This window comes from Segatella copri, assembly GCF_019127135.1.
Taxonomy (GTDB): Bacteria; Bacteroidota; Bacteroidia; order Bacteroidales; family Bacteroidaceae; genus Prevotella.
On the sequence record NZ_JAHOEA010000025.1, the window covers coordinates 36,004 to 57,678 of the forward strand.

Annotated in this window: 13 protein-coding genes; 8 read left to right on the forward strand and 5 right to left on the reverse strand. The window is 46.4% G+C overall.

What is annotated here, in order from left to right; all coding sequences use genetic code 11:
• Positions 1–74: 74 nt before the first annotated feature.
• The 5 genes from KSW37_RS08215 to KSW37_RS08235 form a co-directional block, all read right to left on the reverse strand.
• Entirely contained in the window at positions 75–692 is a 618-nt protein-coding gene (locus KSW37_RS08215) for a response regulator transcription factor (RefSeq protein ID WP_228115308.1), read from the reverse strand.
• A gap of 66 nt (positions 693–758) precedes the next feature.
• On the reverse strand, positions 759–2,024 hold the full coding sequence (gene cls / locus KSW37_RS08220; RefSeq protein WP_217314024.1) for a cardiolipin synthase: 1,266 nt from the start codon (positions 2,022–2,024) through the stop codon (positions 759–761).
• Between the two features lie 60 nt (positions 2,025–2,084).
• Positions 2,085–3,065: a KpsF/GutQ family sugar-phosphate isomerase gene (locus KSW37_RS08225; RefSeq protein WP_217314025.1), complete on the reverse strand. Its 981-nt coding sequence runs from the start codon at positions 3,063–3,065 to the stop codon at positions 2,085–2,087.
• Positions 3,066–3,110: 45 nt separating this feature from the next.
• On the reverse strand, positions 3,111–3,860 hold the full coding sequence (gene kdsA / locus KSW37_RS08230) for a 3-deoxy-8-phosphooctulonate synthase (RefSeq protein ID WP_217314026.1): 750 nt from the start codon (positions 3,858–3,860) through the stop codon (positions 3,111–3,113).
• 76 nt (positions 3,861–3,936) lie between these two features.
• On the reverse strand, positions 3,937–6,297 hold the full coding sequence (locus tag KSW37_RS08235; RefSeq protein WP_217314027.1) for a mechanosensitive ion channel family protein: 2,361 nt from the start codon (positions 6,295–6,297) through the stop codon (positions 3,937–3,939).
• Positions 6,298–6,473: 176 nt separating this feature from the next.
• Here KSW37_RS08235 and KSW37_RS08240 point away from each other — a divergent pair, with 176 nt between their 5' ends.
• The 8 genes from KSW37_RS08240 (at position 6,474) to KSW37_RS08275 (ending at position 21,491) form a co-directional block, all read left to right on the forward strand.
• The gene (locus KSW37_RS08240; protein WP_217314028.1) at positions 6,474–7,424 is read left to right on the forward strand and encodes an ATPase; all 951 of its coding nucleotides are present in this window, start codon (positions 6,474–6,476) and stop codon (positions 7,422–7,424) included.
• Between the two features lie 289 nt (positions 7,425–7,713).
• The gene (locus KSW37_RS08245) at positions 7,714–10,887 is read left to right on the forward strand and encodes a SusC/RagA family TonB-linked outer membrane protein (protein WP_217314029.1); all 3,174 of its coding nucleotides are present in this window, start codon (positions 7,714–7,716) and stop codon (positions 10,885–10,887) included.
• A gap of 18 nt (positions 10,888–10,905) precedes the next feature.
• Positions 10,906–12,606: a RagB/SusD family nutrient uptake outer membrane protein gene (locus tag KSW37_RS08250; RefSeq protein WP_022120883.1), complete on the forward strand. Its 1,701-nt coding sequence runs from the start codon at positions 10,906–10,908 to the stop codon at positions 12,604–12,606.
• Between the two features lie 26 nt (positions 12,607–12,632).
• Positions 12,633–14,534, forward strand: coding sequence for a hypothetical protein (locus KSW37_RS08255; RefSeq protein WP_254368592.1), 1,902 nt, complete (start codon positions 12,633–12,635; stop codon positions 14,532–14,534).
• Between the two features lie 34 nt (positions 14,535–14,568).
• Positions 14,569–16,692, forward strand: a complete 2,124-nt coding sequence (locus KSW37_RS08260; protein ID WP_254368593.1) for a hypothetical protein — start codon at positions 14,569–14,571, stop codon at positions 16,690–16,692.
• A 30-nt stretch (positions 16,693–16,722) separates the two neighbouring features.
• Positions 16,723–18,537 (forward strand): cellulase family glycosylhydrolase, encoded by a 1,815-nt coding sequence (locus KSW37_RS08265; RefSeq protein ID WP_217314030.1) that lies wholly within the window; start codon positions 16,723–16,725, stop codon positions 18,535–18,537.
• Between the two features lie 215 nt (positions 18,538–18,752).
• The gene (locus tag KSW37_RS08270) at positions 18,753–20,066 is read left to right on the forward strand and encodes a glycoside hydrolase family 5 protein (RefSeq protein ID WP_217314031.1); all 1,314 of its coding nucleotides are present in this window, start codon (positions 18,753–18,755) and stop codon (positions 20,064–20,066) included.
• A gap of 141 nt (positions 20,067–20,207) precedes the next feature.
• Positions 20,208–21,491 (forward strand): glycoside hydrolase 5 family protein, encoded by a 1,284-nt coding sequence (locus KSW37_RS08275; RefSeq protein WP_217314032.1) that lies wholly within the window; start codon positions 20,208–20,210, stop codon positions 21,489–21,491.
• Positions 21,492–21,675 lie beyond the last annotated feature (184 nt).

Consider the following 21,675-nt stretch of genomic DNA (forward strand, 5'->3'; position numbering starts at 1 on the left):
CTCTCACATGAGGGGAAGGCGTTATCATTATATTTAGGTATGTGATGATTCTGCATCACTATTTATGGTGAAGGCTAAATCATATTGATGTCCACAAAACCATGCATCACAGCATAAATGGTGAGTGAAGACACACTTTTTAATCCCAGTTTTTCCTGTATTTTCTTGCGATGGGTAATCACTGTAGTCAGTCCGATACAGAGTTGGTCGGCTATCTCTTTGTTGATTTTCCCTTGTGCTACCAGAGATAATACCTCTATTTCTCTATCCGACAGAACTTTTTCCTGAGTGACGGGGGGCATGGCAGGGATATGTTCGCCATGAGGATGCCCGGAATGCTGCAGGTTGAGAAGCTCTTTTATCAGGTATCCTTCTGGTACATTGACGCAGAGACAATGAAATTCAGCAAGTTGCGAATTGGGATCGTTGCTGGGTGTCAGAACGATCACGTGGCGGTTCCTGTTGCCCTGTGTGAAGAAGTAGCGGTGTTCCAGTACAATGTGCATAGATACAAAGCTATGAACAAAGTGGTCTGGATTGTTTGCCTCGTACTGACGGAACGAACCGAAGGTCGAGATTTTCATCATGGGCATCACCGACTCAAGCAGTTGTCTGAGTCCCATTGCGGCGAGTGTATTGCTCTCTACTATTGCCATTTCTGGCATCTGTTTGCCAGCCATGGCTTTCATCATTTCTTCATTCATCTCTGTTTGTTTTACTTCTACTAGTGAAAGTTGGGTTATACTTATATCTTGTTTTTACAAGAATGGAGTGAGTACCTTTGCGGCAAACCATCCTTTGAATCTTTGCCAGCCCGTACGCCACTCTCTCCAGTTCTTCTCATTGAGTAAGAAACTGTCTTTCTTTTCCCCATCAAAGAGCTGTACCAGTTGTTGTGTAGTGCAAGAATCCACAATCACTGCATTCTCTTCATAGTCCCAGCGCAGGCTTCTGGCATTGAGATTGGCACTACCCACGGTACAGAACTTGCCGTCTACCATGATAATCTTGGTATGGTGGAAGCCCGGCGTATACATCCAGACATTGCATCCTGCCTTCATCAGTTTGTGCGCATTATAGAAACCACAGTCAGGAGTCAGAGGAATGTCGCTCTTGGTAGAGAGCATGATTTCTACCTTTACTCCTCTTTTCACAGCATTCTTCAATGCCTTTTTAAGTTTATGACTCAAGGTAAAGTAGGGGCTGATAATCTTGATACTGTCCTGTGCATCATTGATGGCATTCACATAGAAATATCGGATGATATCCTTTGTTATATGAGGCTCACGATTGATGATGCCGACCATCTTTCTGTAGGCAGTTGCTGTTGTGTCTGGCTTGAGATTCTCTACCAGGTAGTCTTCTTTTTCTTTGCGATAGTACTCTTCGCCATCAATATGCTGTCCGCTCACCTTGTTCCACATCTTGAGGAATATCTTCTGCAGGGTATTTACCTCACTGCCGTCGATTCGGCAGTGCATATCGTGCCATTCTCCTACCACCTTTGTACCTTTTATATAGTAATCGGCTACGTTCATACCGCCCGTATAGGCTATCTGCCCGTCGATGACAACGATTTTACGGTGATCACGGTTGAAGATTGCATGTACCCATGGAAACTTCAGGGGCTTATATTCATAAATCTCTATGCCGTTGGCACGGATTTTCTTGAGATGTCTCTTTCGCAGAGGCTTGTTGTTGGAAGAGTTTCCGAAACCATCATATAAGGCTCTCACCTTTACTCCCTCCTTTGCCTTCTGTGCAAGAATATCAAAGAGAAGGGAGGCGATGCTGTCGTTACGAAAGTTGAAGTATTCCAGATGTATACTATGTTTAGCCTGTCGGATTGCCTGGAACATATCATCAAACTTTTCCTGACCATTCATCAGAAGGGTCACGGAATTATCGTGAGAAAAACTCACACCTTTCCCACGAAGCTGATTAACAATCAGTGAATCGCTGGTCTGTGCGCTGCACAGCGAACAAGACAGCCATAATGTCGCTATTAATAAAAAATATCTCATCTTATCTATAACCGTGTTATCTATAAATCCGTGTAATCTGTGTTATCCGTGCTTAAAAAATTATACCATGCAGGCATAGTGATCTACAATGCCCTTTAAATGATTATCCTTGTCTACAACCAGTACCGTATGCACCTTATACTTGTGCATGATGCGCTGAATCTCCGAAATCTTCGTCTTCGGAGTCACCATTTTCGGAGTGGTGGTCATGATGTCGCTTACAGTCTTGTTGAAGAATTCTGCCTGCCATTTCTCCATGGCGCGTCGGATATCACCATCGGTAATAAGTCCGATAACGTGGTTGTCTTCATCCAATGAGATACCCAATCCCAGTTTGCCCTTGCTTACGTGGATGATAGCCTCGCCCAGGTGCATTTCCTTAGGAATGATAGGCATATCATCACTGCGCATCACATCTTCTGCTGTGGTCAGCAGTCGTTTGCCTAATTCTCCACCAGGATGGAACTGTGCAAAGTCACGAGGCTTGAAGTGGCGTACCTGCATCAGGGCGATAGCCAGTGCATCACCCATAGCCAATGCTGCAGTAGTACTGCTGGTAGGGGCGAGGTTCAGCGGACAAGCCTCCTTCTTTACCTTTACGGTGATATGATGGTTGGAGTATTTTGCCAGCAGGGAATCTGGATTCCCGGTGATGGAAATGATAGGAACATTCATGTGGAGTACCATCGGGATGAAACGGAGCAGTTCATCGGTCTGACCGCTGTTACTCAGTGCCAGAACCACATCCTTGTCGGTCATCACACCTAAGTCGCCGTGATAGACATCCAGTGGATTGATGTAGAAGGCTGGTGTGCCTGTAGAGGCAAGTGTAGCGGCAATCTTGGCACCTACGTGTCCACTCTTGCCCACACCTGTAACGATAATCTTGCCTTGGCAATGATACATCATGTCTACAGCTTTCTCAAAGTTGTCGTTCAGATAAGGTATCTGGTCGAGGATGGCTTGCGCCTCGTCTTTAAGAGCCTGTTCGCCATAACCGCGAACAATCTTATCATCTATATTGTTATTTTTATCGGGCATTTCTAAATCATTTGAATTCTTCACTCTTCGTTCTTCACTCTTCACTTACAAAAGTTCTTCTATAAGTGATTCCAACTTGTTTAATTCCAGCATATTGGCTGCATCGCTCTTGCCCTGGTCTGGGTCTGGATGTACTTCAAAGAAGTAGCCGGTAGCTCCGAAAGCTTTAGCCGCCTTTGCCATTGCTGGAACGAACTTACGGTCGCCTACCGTCTTGCCGTCACCTGCACTCGGGCGCTGAACGCTATGGGTACAGTCCATGATGACATTTGGCACAATCTCCTTCATGTCAGGGATGTTTCTGAAATCTACCACGAGATTGTTATAGCCGAAACAGTTGCCGCGTTCTGTGAGCCAAACTTCCTTGGCACCGCTCTCCAATGCTTTTTCTACAGGATATTTCATATCTCTACCGCTCAGGAACTGTGCCTTCTTGATGTTGACGGTTTTACCAGTCTTGGCTGCAGAAACCAGAAGGTCGGTCTGTCGGCAGAGGAAGGCTGGAATCTGGAGAATATCACAAACTTCGCCTGCTGCTGAAGCCTGATAACTCTCATGAATATCTGTTGTAACCTGAAGGTTGTATTTCTCCCTGATATCTCCCAGCATCTGGAGACCTTTCTCCAGTCCTGGACCACGGAAAGAGTGGATGCTGGTACGGTTGGCTTTATCGAATGAAGCCTTGAATATGATTTTAGTTCCTAACTTTTCGTTGATGCGGACGAGTTCCTGAGCTACTGTTTCCAATAGTTCCATTGACTCGATGACGCAAGGACCTGCTATGAATGTTGCCATATTTTTTTATAGTTTATAGTTAATTGTTTATAGTTAATAGGGGGCTAACCTGCTATTAACTGTAAACTATAACCTGTTAATTATTAACTTGTTTGATTGTAATCTCACGTTGTGGGAACGGAATCTCGATGTTGTGATCGTTGAGCGTATCGTAGATGCACTCCATAATGGTGGCATCGTCGATGGCTTGGGTAAGCACGTTCACCCATACCACAATTCTGAGGGTGATGCAGCTGTCATCGAAACTTTTCAATAATACCTTCACCCCTTTGTCCTGATAGATACAGTCCAGTTTCATGAGGGCATCAATCAGAATCTGTTTCACTTCCTTCACATTGCTGCCATAAGCAATACCTACCTCCAGAATATCCAGCTCATAACCATGATTCTTGGTCATGTTCTTGTAGTTTTTGGAGAAGAGCTGCGAGTTCTGGAAGGCTATGACCGAACCATCGGTAGCCTCCAGCATCGTAGAGGTATAACTGATACTGCTCACCTTACCACGGGTGCCGTCACAGATAATATAGTCACCCACCTTCACACGGCCCATCATCAGAGAGATGCCGTAGTAGATGTTTTCGAGAATATCCTTTGATGCAAAACCCAGACCGGTTGATAAGCCGGCAAAGATAGCAAGCAGCCATGATTTTCCTACCTGGAACACGTTCAGGGCTATCATCAGCCAGATACCCCAGATAATCACCTGCATCACGTTCTTGAACATCACAATCTTTGAGGCAGCAGAAGTCGGGTCTGCCTTCTCGAAGTGATGGCGCATGAAGTCTACAGAAGTAATGTTGATGTAGTTGAACAGGAAGTACAGACAAGCTACCTCTGAAATACTGAAAAGCGATGCAGTGAAGTTGCTGGTCTTGATGTAATCCTTGTTGAATATCTCCCAAGTCGTATCACTCATGTTGAATACATCTGCTGCCCAATAGATAGAGATGATGAACGAGAGCACGCCTGAAATAGGGAGCAATACCTTATAGATAAAGCGATACAGCCATTTATCGGTAATCGCCTTGTCTGCCAACTTCTTACGCTTGGCATATACGCTGAGCCATCCCTCGCAACAGGTGATGGTAAGCACGCAGGTAAGCTGCATGGTCCACCAGATGATAAGCTGGACGGCAAGCAGTGTGAAACCTGTCCAGGCAAAAATGGTACTTACTCCGAATACGGCAAGCGATATGAATGCGTATGTCTTGTCGGTGCGCAATACCTGGTTGTGCTTTCTGCCTATCACATTCCACTGCCAGAGAGCGCAGAGCAGAAGGACCGGTGGAAAGATAAGGTTTACCAGGTCGTTTGGTATCAGGATGATACGGAACACGATAACGATGAAACCTACCAGCATCAATGGCGAATAGATACGGAAGGTATTCTTGATCTTATCGTTGTCTACACGTAGCAGGATGGATACCAGAATAACGCCAACCAGCCAGGAATATTCTACCAACAACTGGCTTGCCATAATCACGAAGTTCTGGGTAACCGCCATTCTTACGATACCCAGAATGACTGCGAAGGTTACTACCGTCATCGCCATGATAAGGCATGGTCGTTTTGCCATAAAACTTTCCTTTCTGTTCTCGAACATACCATGCTTCATGAGTTGGGTAATCACGATGCGGATGGTAAAGAGATTGAGGAAGATAGAGATGAGCCCCCAGAAGATGATGATACCAAAGAGAATGAAGATGATACGTACATCCCATTGCGACATCATGCCCGGTACGGGCTTGTATTTCTCGGTTACAGACGTCTTCGCCTCCTTATAGTTCATGCTGATATTGCGGAGTATACGCAGATAGTTGTCGCCTCCATTATTGAAGATGCTGTTCTGGATATCTTCGTATCTGTGGTTGGCATAGTCGTTGAGTGCCTGTAGCTTACGGTCGGTTCTGTCGTAAGCCTGTACATAGGCTTGCAGCTGTTTCTGTTTCTCTACCAGCTGGCGGCGGATATTGACTGCCAGAGTCAGGTCAACGTTTCGGTTCACCTGTGCTTCTTCGCTGAGAAACATGGTGTTCATGCCGTAGAGATAGTTGATGAGCGAATCGAAACGCGCCACCTCAACATTGTTCTTCTTGATCATCTGGCGGAAAGGAACAGCCTTCGACTTAAACTTCTTAAACTGCTCTGTAGCCTCATGACAGGCATACGTCATGTCGAAAATATACCCATTGCGCTGCGAATAGAGCATGATGGAGTTCTGGTCAGCCTGTTTCACAATACTGATGAGTTCCTGAATCACAGCCAACTGTTGGGCCTTGGCAGCTTGGTTCTGTCTCTCCAAGTCTATATGATAGTTGGTCAATTCTGTGCGCAGCATATAGAGCGTTGTGTCCAGGTTAGCTTCCTTGAGCACAGCGTTGCTTGGCAGCACGAATGCCATCATCAGCAGAATTATGATGTATAGTCTCTTCTTCATATTTGGTAAATTTGACTGCAAAGTTATTAATAATTCGTGAAAAAGCAAAGAGAAAATCGCCTTTTTTGATATATTAGCACCTTTACGTTCGATTTTTAGGGTTATCTTTTCCATTTTTCATATAAATTGATTATATTTGCAACGTCAAAGGATACGTTAATTAATCAGATAAGAATATGAAGATACTCATAGCAGATAGTGGCAGTACCAAGACCGATTGGGCTCTGGTTGATGAACAGGGTAACGTGATGGTTACCTGTAAGACGCAGGGCATCAGTCCGATTCATCAGAGTGATGCCGAGATATTGGATGTGTTGTGTAAGGAACTTGTTCTGTCAGAGCAGCCTCAGGCGGTTTTCTTTTATGGCAGTGGAGTAACCGAGGCGATGAAGTCTCGCATGAAATCACTCTTGCAGCAGTCTTTCCCCGAAGCCAAGGTTGAGGCTGAAGGTGATATGCTGGGAGCAGCCCGTGCCCTGTTTGGCAAGAAACCGGGTATCGCCTGTATTTTGGGAACCGGTGCCAACAGTTGTCTTTACGATGGAGAGAAGATTGTGATGAACACTCCTCCGTTGGGATATATCCTGGGCGATGAGGGTAGTGGGGCAGTAATCGGCAAACTTTTCCTCAATGGTATCTTCAAGGGCACATTGCCTGTATCGCTAAAGAATAAATATCTTGCCTGGTCGGGCTTGGATTATCCTACTATTATTAATAAGGTGTACAGACAGCCGCTTGCCAATCGCTTCCTGGCTTCCATCTGTCCTTTTATCTCAGAACAGATAGCAGAAGGTGAGAAACATGAGAATGGAACCGACGAACTGAACGAAGCGATGGCTCTCTATCGTATGATATTGGAGAGCTTCAATCAGTTCTATGCAAAGAATCTCACACCTTATATTAAATATGTCAAGGCGAGCACCGAAGATATAAGTCAGTTGGAGCCAGGCATGAAGGCATGGCATTCATCCTTGGAAGAAGAAATCCCGATGCTTGGTTTTGTTGGAAGCATAGCTCATTACTTTGAATCACCTTTGAGAAATGTGATGGAGGATGAGTTTCATCTCAAGATTTCCCAGATATTGAAAGCTCCGATGCCGGGGTTGATAAAATATCATATTAATTAAGCAATTTTTGCACCAAAATGTATTTTATGCTACATTTTGGTGCTTTTTCGTTAAAAAATGTAGGTTGCGCAACATTTTATACGTAATTGATTAACCAAAACATACCCCATTGTGTCTGTTTTTTATCTATCTTTGCCCCCGAAAAGTAAATGTAAACAACGATAAATCGAGGCAATCCTCATAACCGAGGCTTATACCTTATTTATATAAAGGCAATATTCGACCTATGTTACATAGGCCCTATATTACACCTAGAAGCAACAATTATTAATTTAAACCTAAAGTAATTATGAGAAAAACATCTCAGAAATTCTCGCAGAGCCACATGCTCTGCAAAGTTGCTCTGGTAGCCATCATGTTGGTGTTCCAGGCAATGTTAGGAATCGGAGCGGGTGTCCTCAATGCTCAGACGGTTAAGGGTACTGTCATCTCTGGCAGTGACAATGAACCATTGATTGGTGCAAGTGTCATGGTGCAGGGTACAAAGACGGGTGCCGTTACTGACCTGGATGGTAACTTTACCATTGAAGCAAAGAATGGACAAACACTCGAAGTTTCGTATCTTGGCTTTATCACCCAAAAGATTAAAGTTACAGGTTCGACAATCAACGTAACCTTAAATGAAGACAAGCAGTCACTTGATGAAGTTGTCGTAGTAGGTTACGGTGTTCAGAAGAAAAAGCTGGTGACGGGTGCTAACATCAACGTGAAGGGTGATGACATCGCCAAGTTGAACACTTCCAATCCGCTTCAGGCGCTCCAGGGACAGACTCCTGGTATGAGCATCATCTCAACATCCGGTCAGCCGGGTTCCGGTTTGAAGGTAAACATCCGTGGTATGGGTACCGTGAGTGGTTCTGATCCGCTTTACATCATTGATGGTGTACGTGGTGACATCGCTTCTCTGAATCCTGCCGATATCGAAAGCATTGATGTGCTGAAGGATGCGGCATCGGCTGCCATCTATGGTTCGCAGTCGGCCAATGGTGTGGTTCTGATTACTACCAAGAGTGGTAAGGAAGGCCGTGCCGTGGTTAGCTTCGACGGCTATGTGGGTTGGCAGAACAAGCCACGCAGCATTGATATGCTCAATGCCAGTGAGTATATGACTATTCTGGATGAGGCTGCCATCAACTCGGGTAAGAACGCCTACGACTGGAGTAAATACAAGAGTATCTATGATGCCAATGGCGATTTGATTGACACCGACTGGGTAGATCAGATGTTTGTGAAGAATGCCAAAACTTCTTCTTATAATATAGGTGTAAATGGCGGTAGCAAGACTGCCAATTATGCCATGACGCTGGGTTATATGAACCAGGAAGGTATTGTTGGCGGCAAGGACGTCAGCAATTATGAACGTTACAACTTCCGTGTCAATTCCGACTGGAAGGTGAAGGACTGGTTGAAGGTGGGTGAGCAGATCAGTTTCATCTATACCCAGAATACGGGTATCGCTGTGGGCAATGCTTACAACAACACTCTGCGCAGTGCCTTCAATACCTCTCCATTGTCGCCAGTCTATAGCGACAACAACAAGTATGATTCTCCTTTTAATGATACCAGCAACAGCGACTGGTATAATGCCGATGGCAACCCATACGGCTTGATGATGACGAACAATAACAATCAGTCGAATGCAGCCCGTTTCACCGGTAATGTGTATGCGGAGATTGAGCCTATCAAGAACTTGAAGTATCGCACCGTAGTAGGTTACGAATATTATGCAAGCGATTACCGTTCGTTTACTCCTCTCTATCAGTTCTCTATCTATAGCTACAACACAGCCAACCGTACCAGTGTGAACCAGAATATGGGACATAACTGGCAGTTGACCTGGACCAACACCCTGTCTTACGACTTCAAGGTAAAGGATCATAGCTTCACAGCCTTGGCAGGTATGGAGTCCTGGCGCTTTGATGGCGTAGGCGTAAGTGCATCCAATGCCACCCTGAAGAGTGGCTTTGCCGACTGGAACCATGCTTATGTAAGCAATGGTACCGCTGCCACCGCTACCGATGGTCTGGGTGCCAGCGGTGCTCCTTCTCTGTCACAGCGCATGGTGAGCTACTTTGGTCGTGTAAGCTGGAACTGGAAGGAAACCTATATGGCAACAGCTACCCTGCGTGCCGATGCTTCTTCTAAGTTTGCCCGTGGCAACCGCTGGGGCTACTTCCCTTCTGTTTCTGCCGGTTGGATTGTAACCAATGAAAAATGGGTGAAGCCTCTGCTCAAGGTGCTTGATTATGCCAAGGTGCGTGCAAGCTGGGGACAGGTTGGTAACCAGAATATTGGCGACCTGATGTTTATTTCTCCTATCTCAACATCGGGCGCTTACTATAACTTCGGTACGGCTTTGGGTGCTGACGGACAGTCAAATTACTATGGTGCTTACGAAAGCCGTCTGTCTAACGAGAATGTGAAGTGGGAAACTTCAGAGCAGTTGGACTTCGGTTTGGATTTGCGTCTCCTGGGCAAGCTGAATGTCAACATCGACTGGTATAAGAAGACCACCAAAGACTGGTTGCTGGTTAAGCCTATCCCAGGCACAGCCGGTACGGGAGCCCCTTATTTCAATGGAGGTGACGTAGAGAATACCGGTATAGAAATCGGTTTGGGCTGGAACGACAACATTGGTAGAGATTTCAACTACTATGTGAATGTCAACGGTGCCTATAATAAGAATAAGGTGGGAAGCATCCCTACATCCGATGGTATCATTCATGGTACCGATGGTAATGGTCAGCTCTATGATAACTCTACCGAGTTCTACCGTTGCAGCAATGGCGAACCAATCGGTTACTTCTGGGGTTACAAGACCGCTGGTATCTTCCAGAACCAGAAAGAAATCAACGAGTGGGTAGCGGCAGGCAATGGCGTACTTCAGGGGTCTTCTGTAAAACCAGGCGATGTGAAGTATTACGATGTCAACCACGATGGTACCATCAATGATGCCGACAAGGTAAACCTGGGCAATGGTATGCCAGACTTTACCTATGGTTTCTCACTCGGCTTCGGCTACAAGGGACTCGACTTCTCTGTAACCGCCAACGGTTCTGTAGGCAACGACATCGTTCAGAGCTACCGCAATGTAGGTGCCAAGACTGCCAACTACACTTCAGCTATTCTGCAGCGCTGGACAGGTGAGGGAACATCCAACAAATATCCACGTGTAACAGAGACCAATGTGAACTATCAGTTCTCCGACCTCTTTATCCAGGATGGTGACTTCCTGAGAATCAGCAACATCACCTTAGGTTATGATTTTGCCAAGCTGCTTCATCAGAAGTTCGTATCTCAGGCCCGTTTGTACTTCCAGGTTCAGAATGCGTTTACCTTTACCAAGTATGACGGCATGGACCCAGAAATCGGTTATGGTGTCAATAGTTGGGCATCAGGCGTAGATTTGGGTTACTATCCACGTCCACGTACCTTCATGGTAGGTTTGAATCTTAAGTTCTAATTTAAAGGAGATATCATTATGAAGACAAATAAAATAAAGATAGCCGCTTTGGGTATTTTGGCTATGGGAGGTCTGGCATCTTGCAGCGACAGTTGGCTGGATGTGGCTTCCAAGACAGAATCAAATTCCGGCAATTTCTATAAGAGTCAGGAAGATGGACTTCGCTCGCTCTATGCCTGCTACGATGGTTGGCAGCGTACCGTTTCAGATGGTCCTTCGTTCACCGTCTATCAGTTGACCGAGACGATGAGTGATGAGTGCTTTGGCGGTACGGGTAACACCGATGGCCGCAACACGCAGATTCTCGACCGTTTCGACATGAATCAGGCACCGTCTTATACCGATATGCACGAAACCTTGTGGAAGAGCTATTATGCAGCCATCTTCCGCTGCAATGAGTTTATCGATAAGGGTGAAGGCATTACCTGGGATGATGAGAATGCAAAGAACACCTATCTGGGTGAGGCTCATGCTCTTCGTGCCTTGTGCTATTTCGATATGCTTCGCCTTTGGGAGAATATTCCGTTGCTGGAACATGCCACCAGCGAAGTGGTTCCTCAGGCTGCTCCTGACTCTGTATATAGTCTGGTATTCAGAGATTTGAAGTATGCCATCGAGCATATTCCTGCCAATGCCTATCCTAAGAAGGATGCGGCTACCAACGATGGACATATCACCAAGTATGGTGCCGAGGCAATTCTGGCTCGCGCATACCTCTTCTATAGTGGCTATTATGGCAAGGAGCCTGATCAGCTGGGCTTGACCAAGGCGGATGCCCTGGCAGCCTGCGAGGATATCATCTCCAGTGGCGAGTTCAGTCTGGTACCTCGATTCAGAGATTTGTGGCCAGCTTCTGCTGATGACAAGAGCGGTGACCACGTAGGACTTTGGGCACATGAGAACTCTTCCTGGGCTGGTCCTGGAAACCCAGAGACCATACTCTCGATGAAGTTCAACTACACAGCCGATTATAATGGCAACAATGATGGTAACCGTTTCCAGGTAATGATAGGAATGCGTACCGGTAGTCTGGTTTACGAAGGCTATGGCCAGGGTTGGGGTGCATGCACTGTTACACCATCCATTGCTTCAGCCTATGCTACGGGTGATACCCGCCGTTCAGCCTCTATCATCGATGCTTCACAGTTGAAGGATTACGAGAACACCTATCTTGCCGACCAGCGTGAATACACCGGATATTTCGTTAAGAAATATACCCCTTTGTCTAAGCACGAAACTGCTGGTGATGGCAAGTTGCAGCATTACACGGAAACAGTGGGTGCAGGCGATTTCCAAATCAGTCAGTTCCAGGATTGGGTCCTCGTCCGTTACGCCGATGTCCTGTTGATGGCAGCAGAGTTGGGCAGTCCTAATGCCCAGTCTTACTTCGACCAGGTTCGCAAGCGTGCTTATACCGAGGATGATGGCACCACCCTGAGTGGCAACTATTCTCAGCAGACAGCCACCAAGGAGAACATCCTGAAAGAGCGCAAGCTTGAGTTTGCCTTCGAGGGAATCCGCTATTGGGATCAGCTCCGTCAGGGCGTGGAGCAGGCAGCCAGGGAGATTGCCGGTTCCTGGGAAGTGAAGGATGGCGGCGAGAAAACCACCGTATCCATCAGTGCCGAGAATATCATCAAGAAACGTGGTTTGATTCAGATTCCTATCACCGAGATCGGACTTTCTCATGGTCTCCTGAAGCAGAATCCAGGTTGGTAATTCTAACTTTTTAAAGTATTGGTTTTATGAAGATTATAAATAAAATATATTCGCTTTTGGCAGCTGTCATGATTCTCATCATGGCGAGCTGCTCTCCAGACGAGTTTGATCTGGGCGATAAGAACTTGTCTTCTGAGGATTTGGCAGAGAACATCGCCTTCACGATTACTCACGACGAAAGCAATCCTAATATCGTCAAGTTCAAGAGTCTGTTGCCATCGAGCTATTCGGTGGTCTTTGATACGCCTCAGGGACGTTTCCAGCAGGATGAGGTGAGCCTGAAGATTCCTTTCAATGGTACCTATCAGGCACGTGTCGGTGTTGAAACCCGCGGCGGTTTCCTCTGGGGACCCTACGCCGAGTTCAAGGTAGATGATTTCTGTGCCGAATTCGTTACCGATCCTCTTTGGACCTACCTGAGCGGAGGTGTAGGCAAATCGAAGCGATGGAAGTTGGATATCGATGCCAATACCATCACCAAGCATTCTGACCTCTGGGCAGGTCCGCTCGGATTCTGGGGTATGGATGATGACTGGAGTACCTGTATGATGGGACAGATCGCTTCTGCCGGCGACCATTGGAACTGGACTCCTGATATCGCAGGCAACTCCTGGGTGATGTCGGCTATCGACTATGGTTATATGGAGTTCGACCTGATTGGCGGTGCCCATGTCACCGTATATAATGCTGAGACAGGTGAGACCCTTAAGGGTACTTACATGCTGGATACAGACAATCATACCATCACCTTCTCGGATGCGGAGCTGCTCCACAATTCGGGACATGACCAGGTTGCTACCAACTGGCGTAGCGGACTGAAACTGATGGGACTTGCCGACGACCGTTTGCAGATAGCAACAGTTCGAGACAATTCTGATGAGGGCAAGTGCTTGCTTTGCTACAACTTCGTTTCAGAGGAATACTGGGACAATTGGACTCCTTCCGCGCCAGAGAACACCCAGGTGAAGCCAACGCTGATGACAGACTGGCGCGACTGGGTAGAGCAGAAGACCAATAAGGAAATCACCTACAAGTTGGCTAACCCTGATAATGAAGAGGGACGGCAGTTTGACTATTGCAACCTCGACGGTAGTGCCAAGGGCATTCAGCTTACAGCAGCTAGTGGTATCGAGGATGCAACCCTCGTGATGAACAGCGAGTCAAAGAGTTATATCTATACCGCTCCTGATGGAAGTCAGGTTTCTGGTAAATATACCTTGACCGATGAGGGCGTATTCACCTTCGACAAGGGCTTCGGAAATACCCAGCTTTCTGCAACGGGCAATTACAACATGCATGCCAATGCCGACAACACCCTGCGCATCCTGAAAGTCAGCAAGGATGATTATACCGGACATCTGAAGGATCTGTGGCTCGGTAGCCAGTGTCTTGATGACCAGGGCAATCTCTATCAGTATCAGGCATACCACTGGGTAGCCCAGAGCGCAAGTTCTGCATCAGGTCCTAAGTATAAGGCAAACCTCTTCTTCAACAACTCCGGTTGGGGCTGGAAGCACGATGGCGATATCGCCAACTATATGAGCACCAATGTGTTCATCACAGGCGATGGCGACTATTCCTTGAAGTTTGAGGGTGCAGAGAGCAATCCATATCTTCTCTACATCGACGTCAACAAGATTCTGAAGGACAATCCAAACTGCGATATCACCATCAAGAGCATCAAGGTAGATGGCAAGAGTGTTGATTTTGATGATACACTCATCCCAAGAGGATATACAGATGACGACCCAAGTACCAACTCCTTCCGTCGTTATGTATTGAACCCATGGGGACCTGCCGCATGCTTCAAGTTTGATTCCGGCAAAAATGAGTTTACCGACTTCAAGTGTTCTTCAAGCATCGAAGTGGTTATCACCGTGAAGATGGATACAGGTGCTCCTGTAGTGACACCATCAGAGGGTAAATAAGATTAGAAACTTTAATGTGGATTAGATTATGAAAATGAAATATTTAGCAGGTGTGATGCTGCTGATGGCCGGTCTTTGCTCGCTCTCTTCCTGTAGCGATGATGATGACTACTCTGCAGCCACAGGAAATGTGATTAGCACCATTGAGACGGGAGATGCTTCTGTTACTGCTATTTCGGCAGTAGTCAGCGGCAAGGTCTTGGACTTGAGTAAGCAGGATGCAGGTGCCTATGCGGTAGGTGTTGTTTACGGTACCAACCCCGATCCTACCACAGCCGGTACCAAGCAGCCAGGCGTTATTGATGCCGAAGGTAATGTAACCGTTACTCTCTCGGGATTGACCAAGGGTAATACCTATTATTATGCCACCTACGTACAGTTGCAGGGCATAGTAACCAAGTTTGGTGAGGTGAAGAGCTTCGTGGCTACCGATGCCCAGATTGCTACAGCCGGAGCCACGGATGTTACGGCTACCAAGGCTACCCTGAGTGCTACAGCCAATGGCTTGGAAGGCATCCTGATAGAGGGAGAGACCCAGATGAACTATGGTTTCAAGATTTCAACCTCTGAGGCAGATGTAGAGAATGGTATCAATTATCCAATCTCTGCCAGTGCCAAGACCATCAGTCAACGTGTGGAAGGTTTGCTTCCTGGAACTACTTACTATTATACATCATATTTCGAGTTGGGCGATGGTTTTGTCTATGGTGAGACCAAGAGCTTTACCACTCCTGCTCAGACAATGGAATATGTTGACTTGGGTTTGAGCATCCTTTGGGCTAAATGCAACCTGGGTGCAGAATCAGAGGAAGAGACAGGTACCCTTCTGGGCTATGGTGATTTGACTGGTGTGAATCAGAGTACTTATCTCATCGATTACAATACAGTGGAAGATATCGCCGGTACGGATAAGGATATCTTGAAGAAGGTGAACGTGGATGCGGGTGCCTTGATGCGCAGTTCTACTCCTACAGCTGATCAGATGAGTGAGTTGATTGCCAATACCACTCAGACAGAAGTTGAGGTGAAGGGCGTGAAGGGTATCAGATTTACTGCAGCCAATGGCAACAGCATCTTTATGCCTTACACCGGTTACCGCAATGGAACTGCCAAGGTAGGTGAGGGCAACCAGGGCTTGTATTGGAGCGGCAATAACTATAGCATCGCTACGGATTATAGCCAGACGCTCAATCTGAGCAATGGTACTGCTTCATCTGGTGTTTCGGCCCGCAACCTGGGCTTGGCGATTCGTCCTGTTCGTATGTCACCTGAGTTGAAGGTTGATAATTCCAAATTGGTTGTCGGTGACCTTGAAAATAATGGTAGAATCCGTATCGAGATTTTCAACCAGTATGGTTCTACGGGCAGCAATCCTGGCATCAACCAGGCTCAGATTAAGTTTACCAAGAACATGGTGGTTACTTTCCGTCTTTCTGGTTTGACAGATAACATGAAGGAAGGTGCGGGCAGTCATGTGGCTGGTTTGGAATATGGTGATGCTTCTTGGGATCCAAGTCGCTGGTCAGCCTTTGATAATTCCAAGTATGATGCCAACGTTACTGGCGATGGTCTCTATACGGTTTGGATGGAGACAGGTGGTGCCGAGGCAGAAGGTGCAGCGGTATTCTGTGTGGATATCAACAATCTGGCAGCTGATGCCATCGATGCATCCAAGATTACTGCAGAGATTGTGAGCATCAAGTTTGATGTGGATCCTGAATTCTCTATGGATTTCTCCAAGACAGAGTTCGTCAACAAGGATGGCAAGGGCACAGACGGTCGCATTGAAATCTACAATGAGTATGGTAATACCAAGGCAAATGGAGTGGATGCTTCAGCCTTGTCATTCACTGGTAATCTGATTGTCAACTTTACCATCACAGGTATCGACGGCAACCTGAAGGATTCTGCTTCCAAGAACTACAAGACAGAACTTTCTTATGCCACACCTAGCTGGTATCCTAGCTACTGGGGCGGTTCTGAATTCGGTCGCACTTATGTGAAGGGCGATGGCACCTACGAGGTTTCCGCTTCTTTGGCAGATAAGTGCTCGGGTGCAGTGGTTTGGTCCATCGAACTCTACGATTTGTGGAAAGACCTGGTTGATCCTACTCAGGTTAAGGTTAAGATTAATCATGTCTTGACTCCAAGTAAGTAATCATACGTATTATTTTGATATTCTATGAATATGAAGAAAATAACAATTTTATCGTTTCTGATCATGGCTTTTGCCATGGTCAGTTTCTCAGCTTGTTCTGATGAGGATACCATCGGAGGCGGTGAAGGACTCTCTAAGGACTTCGTGGTTTCCCGTTCTGATATGGCGTTTACGAAGAATGGTGGTGAGACTGATTTATATGTCAAGGCGGCTCAGGTACCAACGGTTTCTACCGAAGCGGCTTGGTTGGCTGTAACTCCAGTGGCTGGCTCTTCTAGTATTACCCATCATTTCCTCATCAAGGCAGAGGCAAATACTGCCAATGATGACCGTTCGGCAACTATCACCGTAGCGGCTGGTTCTGATACCAAAACTATCACCGTGAGCCAGAACTCTACCGAGGGACTGCTCATATCATCAGGTAAAACCATGAATGTGGGGGCTGCCGGTGGTCAGGTTACAGTAACCCTGAAGGCAAATGCAAGTTATTCTCAGGTAATCAGCAATGACTGGGTGAGTGAGATTACTTCTCGTGCCAACATGGTGGAATACACCCACAACTATTCTGTGGCTGCCAACATCAGCAATGCCCGTTCGGCAACCATCAGCTATACCATGGTGGTAAACGACAGTACTTCCATCACCGAAGCTGTTACCATTAACCAGGAGCAGGGTACTACTACTGGTGATATGAGCAAGACAGCTATGGATATTGCTGCCTTGATGTATCCGGGGTGGAATCTGGGTAATACGATGGAGGCAGGAAATGCTGCCAATAACTGGAAGAATGCCGGTATCGGTTCTGAAACTTTTTGGCAGTCGGCAAAGACTACCCAGCAGCTCATCGACCTGGTGAAGGCTTCCGGTTTCAAGAGCGTCCGTATTCCTTGTTCTTGGGTGATGGGTCACATCACAGATGCTGAGGCTTGCACCATCGATGCCGATTGGCTGACCCGTGTTCACGAGGTGGTAGATTACTGCATCAAGAACAATCTCTATGTCATCATCAACCAGCATTGGGATGGTGGATGGATTGAGCATGATGGCTTCACTGCTGCTACTGATGTGGATGCTACCAAGGCAAAACTCACCAAGATTTGGACTCAGATAGCCAATAGTTTCAAGAATTATGACGAGCGTCTTATCTTTGCCGGTATGAATGAGCCTGGTGTGGGTGGCGGTGATGACAATGCATTGCTGGGCACTGCGGATTTGGCCAATAGAATTGCAGAGTATGAGCAGACTTTCATTGAGGCAGTGCGTGCTACAGGTGGCAACAATGCCAAGCGAGTTCTGATAGTTCAGGGCCCTAATACCGATATCGATAAATTTGTAGCCAACAACTACATGTCTAAGATTAAGGATTCTGCTACCGACCGACTGATGGTAGAGGTTCACTTCTATGATCCATATAATTTTACCGATCTGAGTGAAGACAAGGATTGGGGCAAGTATTGCCTCTATTGGGGCAAGAATAACACCAATGGTTCTGAGGCTGGTCGTACAGCTGATGCCAAATACAACGAGGATTATGTAGAGGCTCAGATGAAGAAGATGAAGACCAAGTTCTTCGACAAGGGCTATCCTGTAGTGATTGGTGAGTTTGGTGCCAACCAGCGTCTGGCCATCGGTAAGGATGCTGTTCATGATGCATCAGTTAAGGACTATTACAAGGCTGTTGTAACTAGTGCTATCAATAATGGTTGTGTTCCAATGGCATGGGATACCAATAGCGGTCTTCCTAGCATGACCATCTTCAACCGTGCTGGTGCAAGTGTTAGCAATGCTAATATGCTTGAGAGTATCCAGGCTGCTGTTGCTGCAGCAAAGTGGCCTGCTAAATAAAAAACGAGATATTAAGTCTTTAGGTTTGATATAAAGTAGGTGTGGGCGCATATCGGGGAATCTTTCTCTGATGTGCGTCCTTTTTTTGTGCAAATATCGTACATCCTAACATAATATACCTATCCTTTTATCAAAAATATACATTCACGCTACTGTTTTTTCGCTATCTTTGCAACATGATAACTTCAAAACCCGATAATACGTTAGATTGATATATGAAGAAGATAGTTATGATTATATTGGCTGCCGCTCATTTCGCTTGGGCTGGCGCACAGGTTAAACCAGTGGATGGTCGTATCTCGAAAATGAAACTTACGGCTACCGAACTGGCTCACTATATGGCTCCAGGAGTTAACCTGGGTAATACGATGGAGGCATGCGACTGGAACGATGTCTTTACCAATCAGGCTGGACTGAAGTCGGAAACTTCATGGCAGAATGATAAAACTTCAGAAAGTTATATCCGGAGCTTGAAGCAGCAGGGGTTCAACAGTCTTCGCATCCCTACATCCTGGGTGGCTGGGCATCTTACGGATAAGGAGAATATGACCATAGATCCTGTCTGGATGAAACGAATCAAGGAAATCGTAAACTATGGTCTCAATGCTGGTCTCTGTGTCATCATCAACGAACACTGGGATGGCGGATGGATGGAGCATGATGCCTTTACCAGTGGGGTGAATGTGGCAGAGCATAAGGAGATGTTCCGCAAGCTGTGGACGAATATTGCAAAGGAATTCAAAGCGTATGACCAGCGGGTTCTCTTTGCTGCCCTAAACGAACCGGGAGTGGGAGGTGCCAGTCCGCAGGCTCAGGGCGACATGATGGCTCCCGAAAGCAAGGAGTTTGCCGACCGGCTCCTGGCATACGAACAGGTGTTTATCGATGCCGTCCGTGCTACCGGTGGTAATAATGCTAGCCGTGTACTCATCGTTCAGGCTCCAAAGACCGAGATTGATTTGGCTGCCAAGGATTCTTATGATATCACCCGTCTGAAGGATAAGGCGAAGAACCGCCTGATGGCAGAGGTTCATTTCTACGATCCTTATATATTTACCTTGATGGACAAGGATGCCGATTGGGGCAAGGTGGCTCTTTATTGGAAAGGACATGCGCCTGCCGATGACCAGGGACGAACCATAAACACCATCTGGTATAATAATAAGAACGTGGATGCCTACCAGCATATCACCAATCAGATGATGAAGATGAAACGTAAATTTGTAGACCAGGGGTATCCGGTAGTCATCGGTGAATATGGTGCCAACCGTAAGGATGCCTCTCTCTTCGGTGGTAATCAGGAGAAGCATAATGAGAGTATGATGGCATGGTATGGTGCTGTGACTGCCGAAATGATGAAGGCAGGACTTATCCCATACGTCTGGGATATCAATGTGCAGCCTCTTCCTCACATGACCATCTTCGACAGAAAGAAGCAGGTGGTTTCCGACTCCTATATATTTAAAGGTGTGATGCAGGGAGCAGCCGAAGGGATGGAAGATTACCTGAAAATCTATCCGAAACCTTAGAAAAAAGCAGAAAAAGCAATAATAAATAAGCATAGTTTAGATTTATATGTAGAAAGGGCAAAAAAGTATCATGCTTTTTTGCCCTTATTTAGTATCTTTGCAACCGAAAATGAATCTTTAAACTGTAAACTTAAATAATAAATGAAGAAGATATTTATTTTATTGATGATGGCTTTGGCTACATGCAATATCTCTGCAAAGTCAAACTTTGTGCAGGTGAAGGACGGACATTTTGTTCGTGATGGTAAACCTTATTATTATGTAGGTACCAATTTCTGGTATGGTGCAATCCTCGGTTCAGAAGGACAGGGCGGCAACCGTGAGCGTCTCTGTAGGGAACTCGATAAGATGAAGGAGATGGGCATTGATAATCTCCGCATCCTGGTGGGCTCTGATGGAAAGCGAGGAGTGAAGACCAAGGTGGAACCGACGCTGCAGGAAGCTCCGGGCGTTTATAACGATACGATTCTTGCCGGTCTCGACTATCTTCTGATGGAGATGGGCAAACGCAAGATGGTAGCCGTGCTCTACCTGAACAACTCCTGGGAATGGAGTGGCGGTTATGGCTATTATCTGGAGCAGGCTGGTTTTGGTAAGGCTCCGCTTCCTAGTATCGACGGCTATTCTGCCTTTATGAACTTCGTTGCCAAATATGCATCCTGCGAAAAGGCGCATCAGCTATTCTATGATTATGTGAGATTCATACTTACGAGAACCAACAGATATACAAAGAAGAAGTATAAGGATGACCCGGCTATCATGTCATGGCAGATAGGTAACGAGCCTCGTGCTTTCAGCAAAGAGCAGTTGCCTGCTTTTGAAAAGTGGCTGGGTGAAACAAGCAAGCTGATCCGTTCGCTCGACAAGAATCATCTGATTTCTATCGGTAGCGAAGGCAAATGGGGATGCGAAGGTGAACTGAACTGTTGGGAACGGATCTGTGCCGACAAGAATGTGGATTATTGCAACATTCATCTTTGGCCATACAACTGGAGTTGGGCGAGAAAAGACCATTTGCAGGAAGATTTGGGAATCTCCTGCCAGAACACCAAGGAGTATATTGATGAACATCTTGAGGTATGCGGACGTATCAGGAAGCCATTGGTTATGGAGGAGTTCGGCTATCCTCGTGATGGTTTCTCTTTCTCAACTTCTTCTACAACAGAAGCACGTGACGGATATTATAAGTACGTGTTCAGTCTTGTTGGCGACAATGCTGCATCCGGCGGTTACTTTGCCGGTTGTAACTTCTGGGGATGGGGCGGCTTTGCCAATCCTAAGCATGAGCAGTGGCAGGTAGGTGATGATTACACCGGTGATCCTGCTCAGGAAGCGCAAGGTCTGAATTCTGTTTTCTCTACCGATAAATCTACATTGGATGTAGTAAAGACGCAGGTAGACAGAATGAAGAAGATTGGTAAGTAATAAGCTTGGTGAAATTGTTAATTGTTTTAGAAGGGTGTGCCATCAGTTCATGGTGCACCCTCTTTTTTCTGGCTTTTTCGTGTCCACTTTGGGGAACTGCTACACCCCTGAATTTCTTGGCTGTTTCAAGAGGGTGTGTCATAAGTCTGTGACGCACCCCTTTTTATTTTTTGCCTTTTCACAG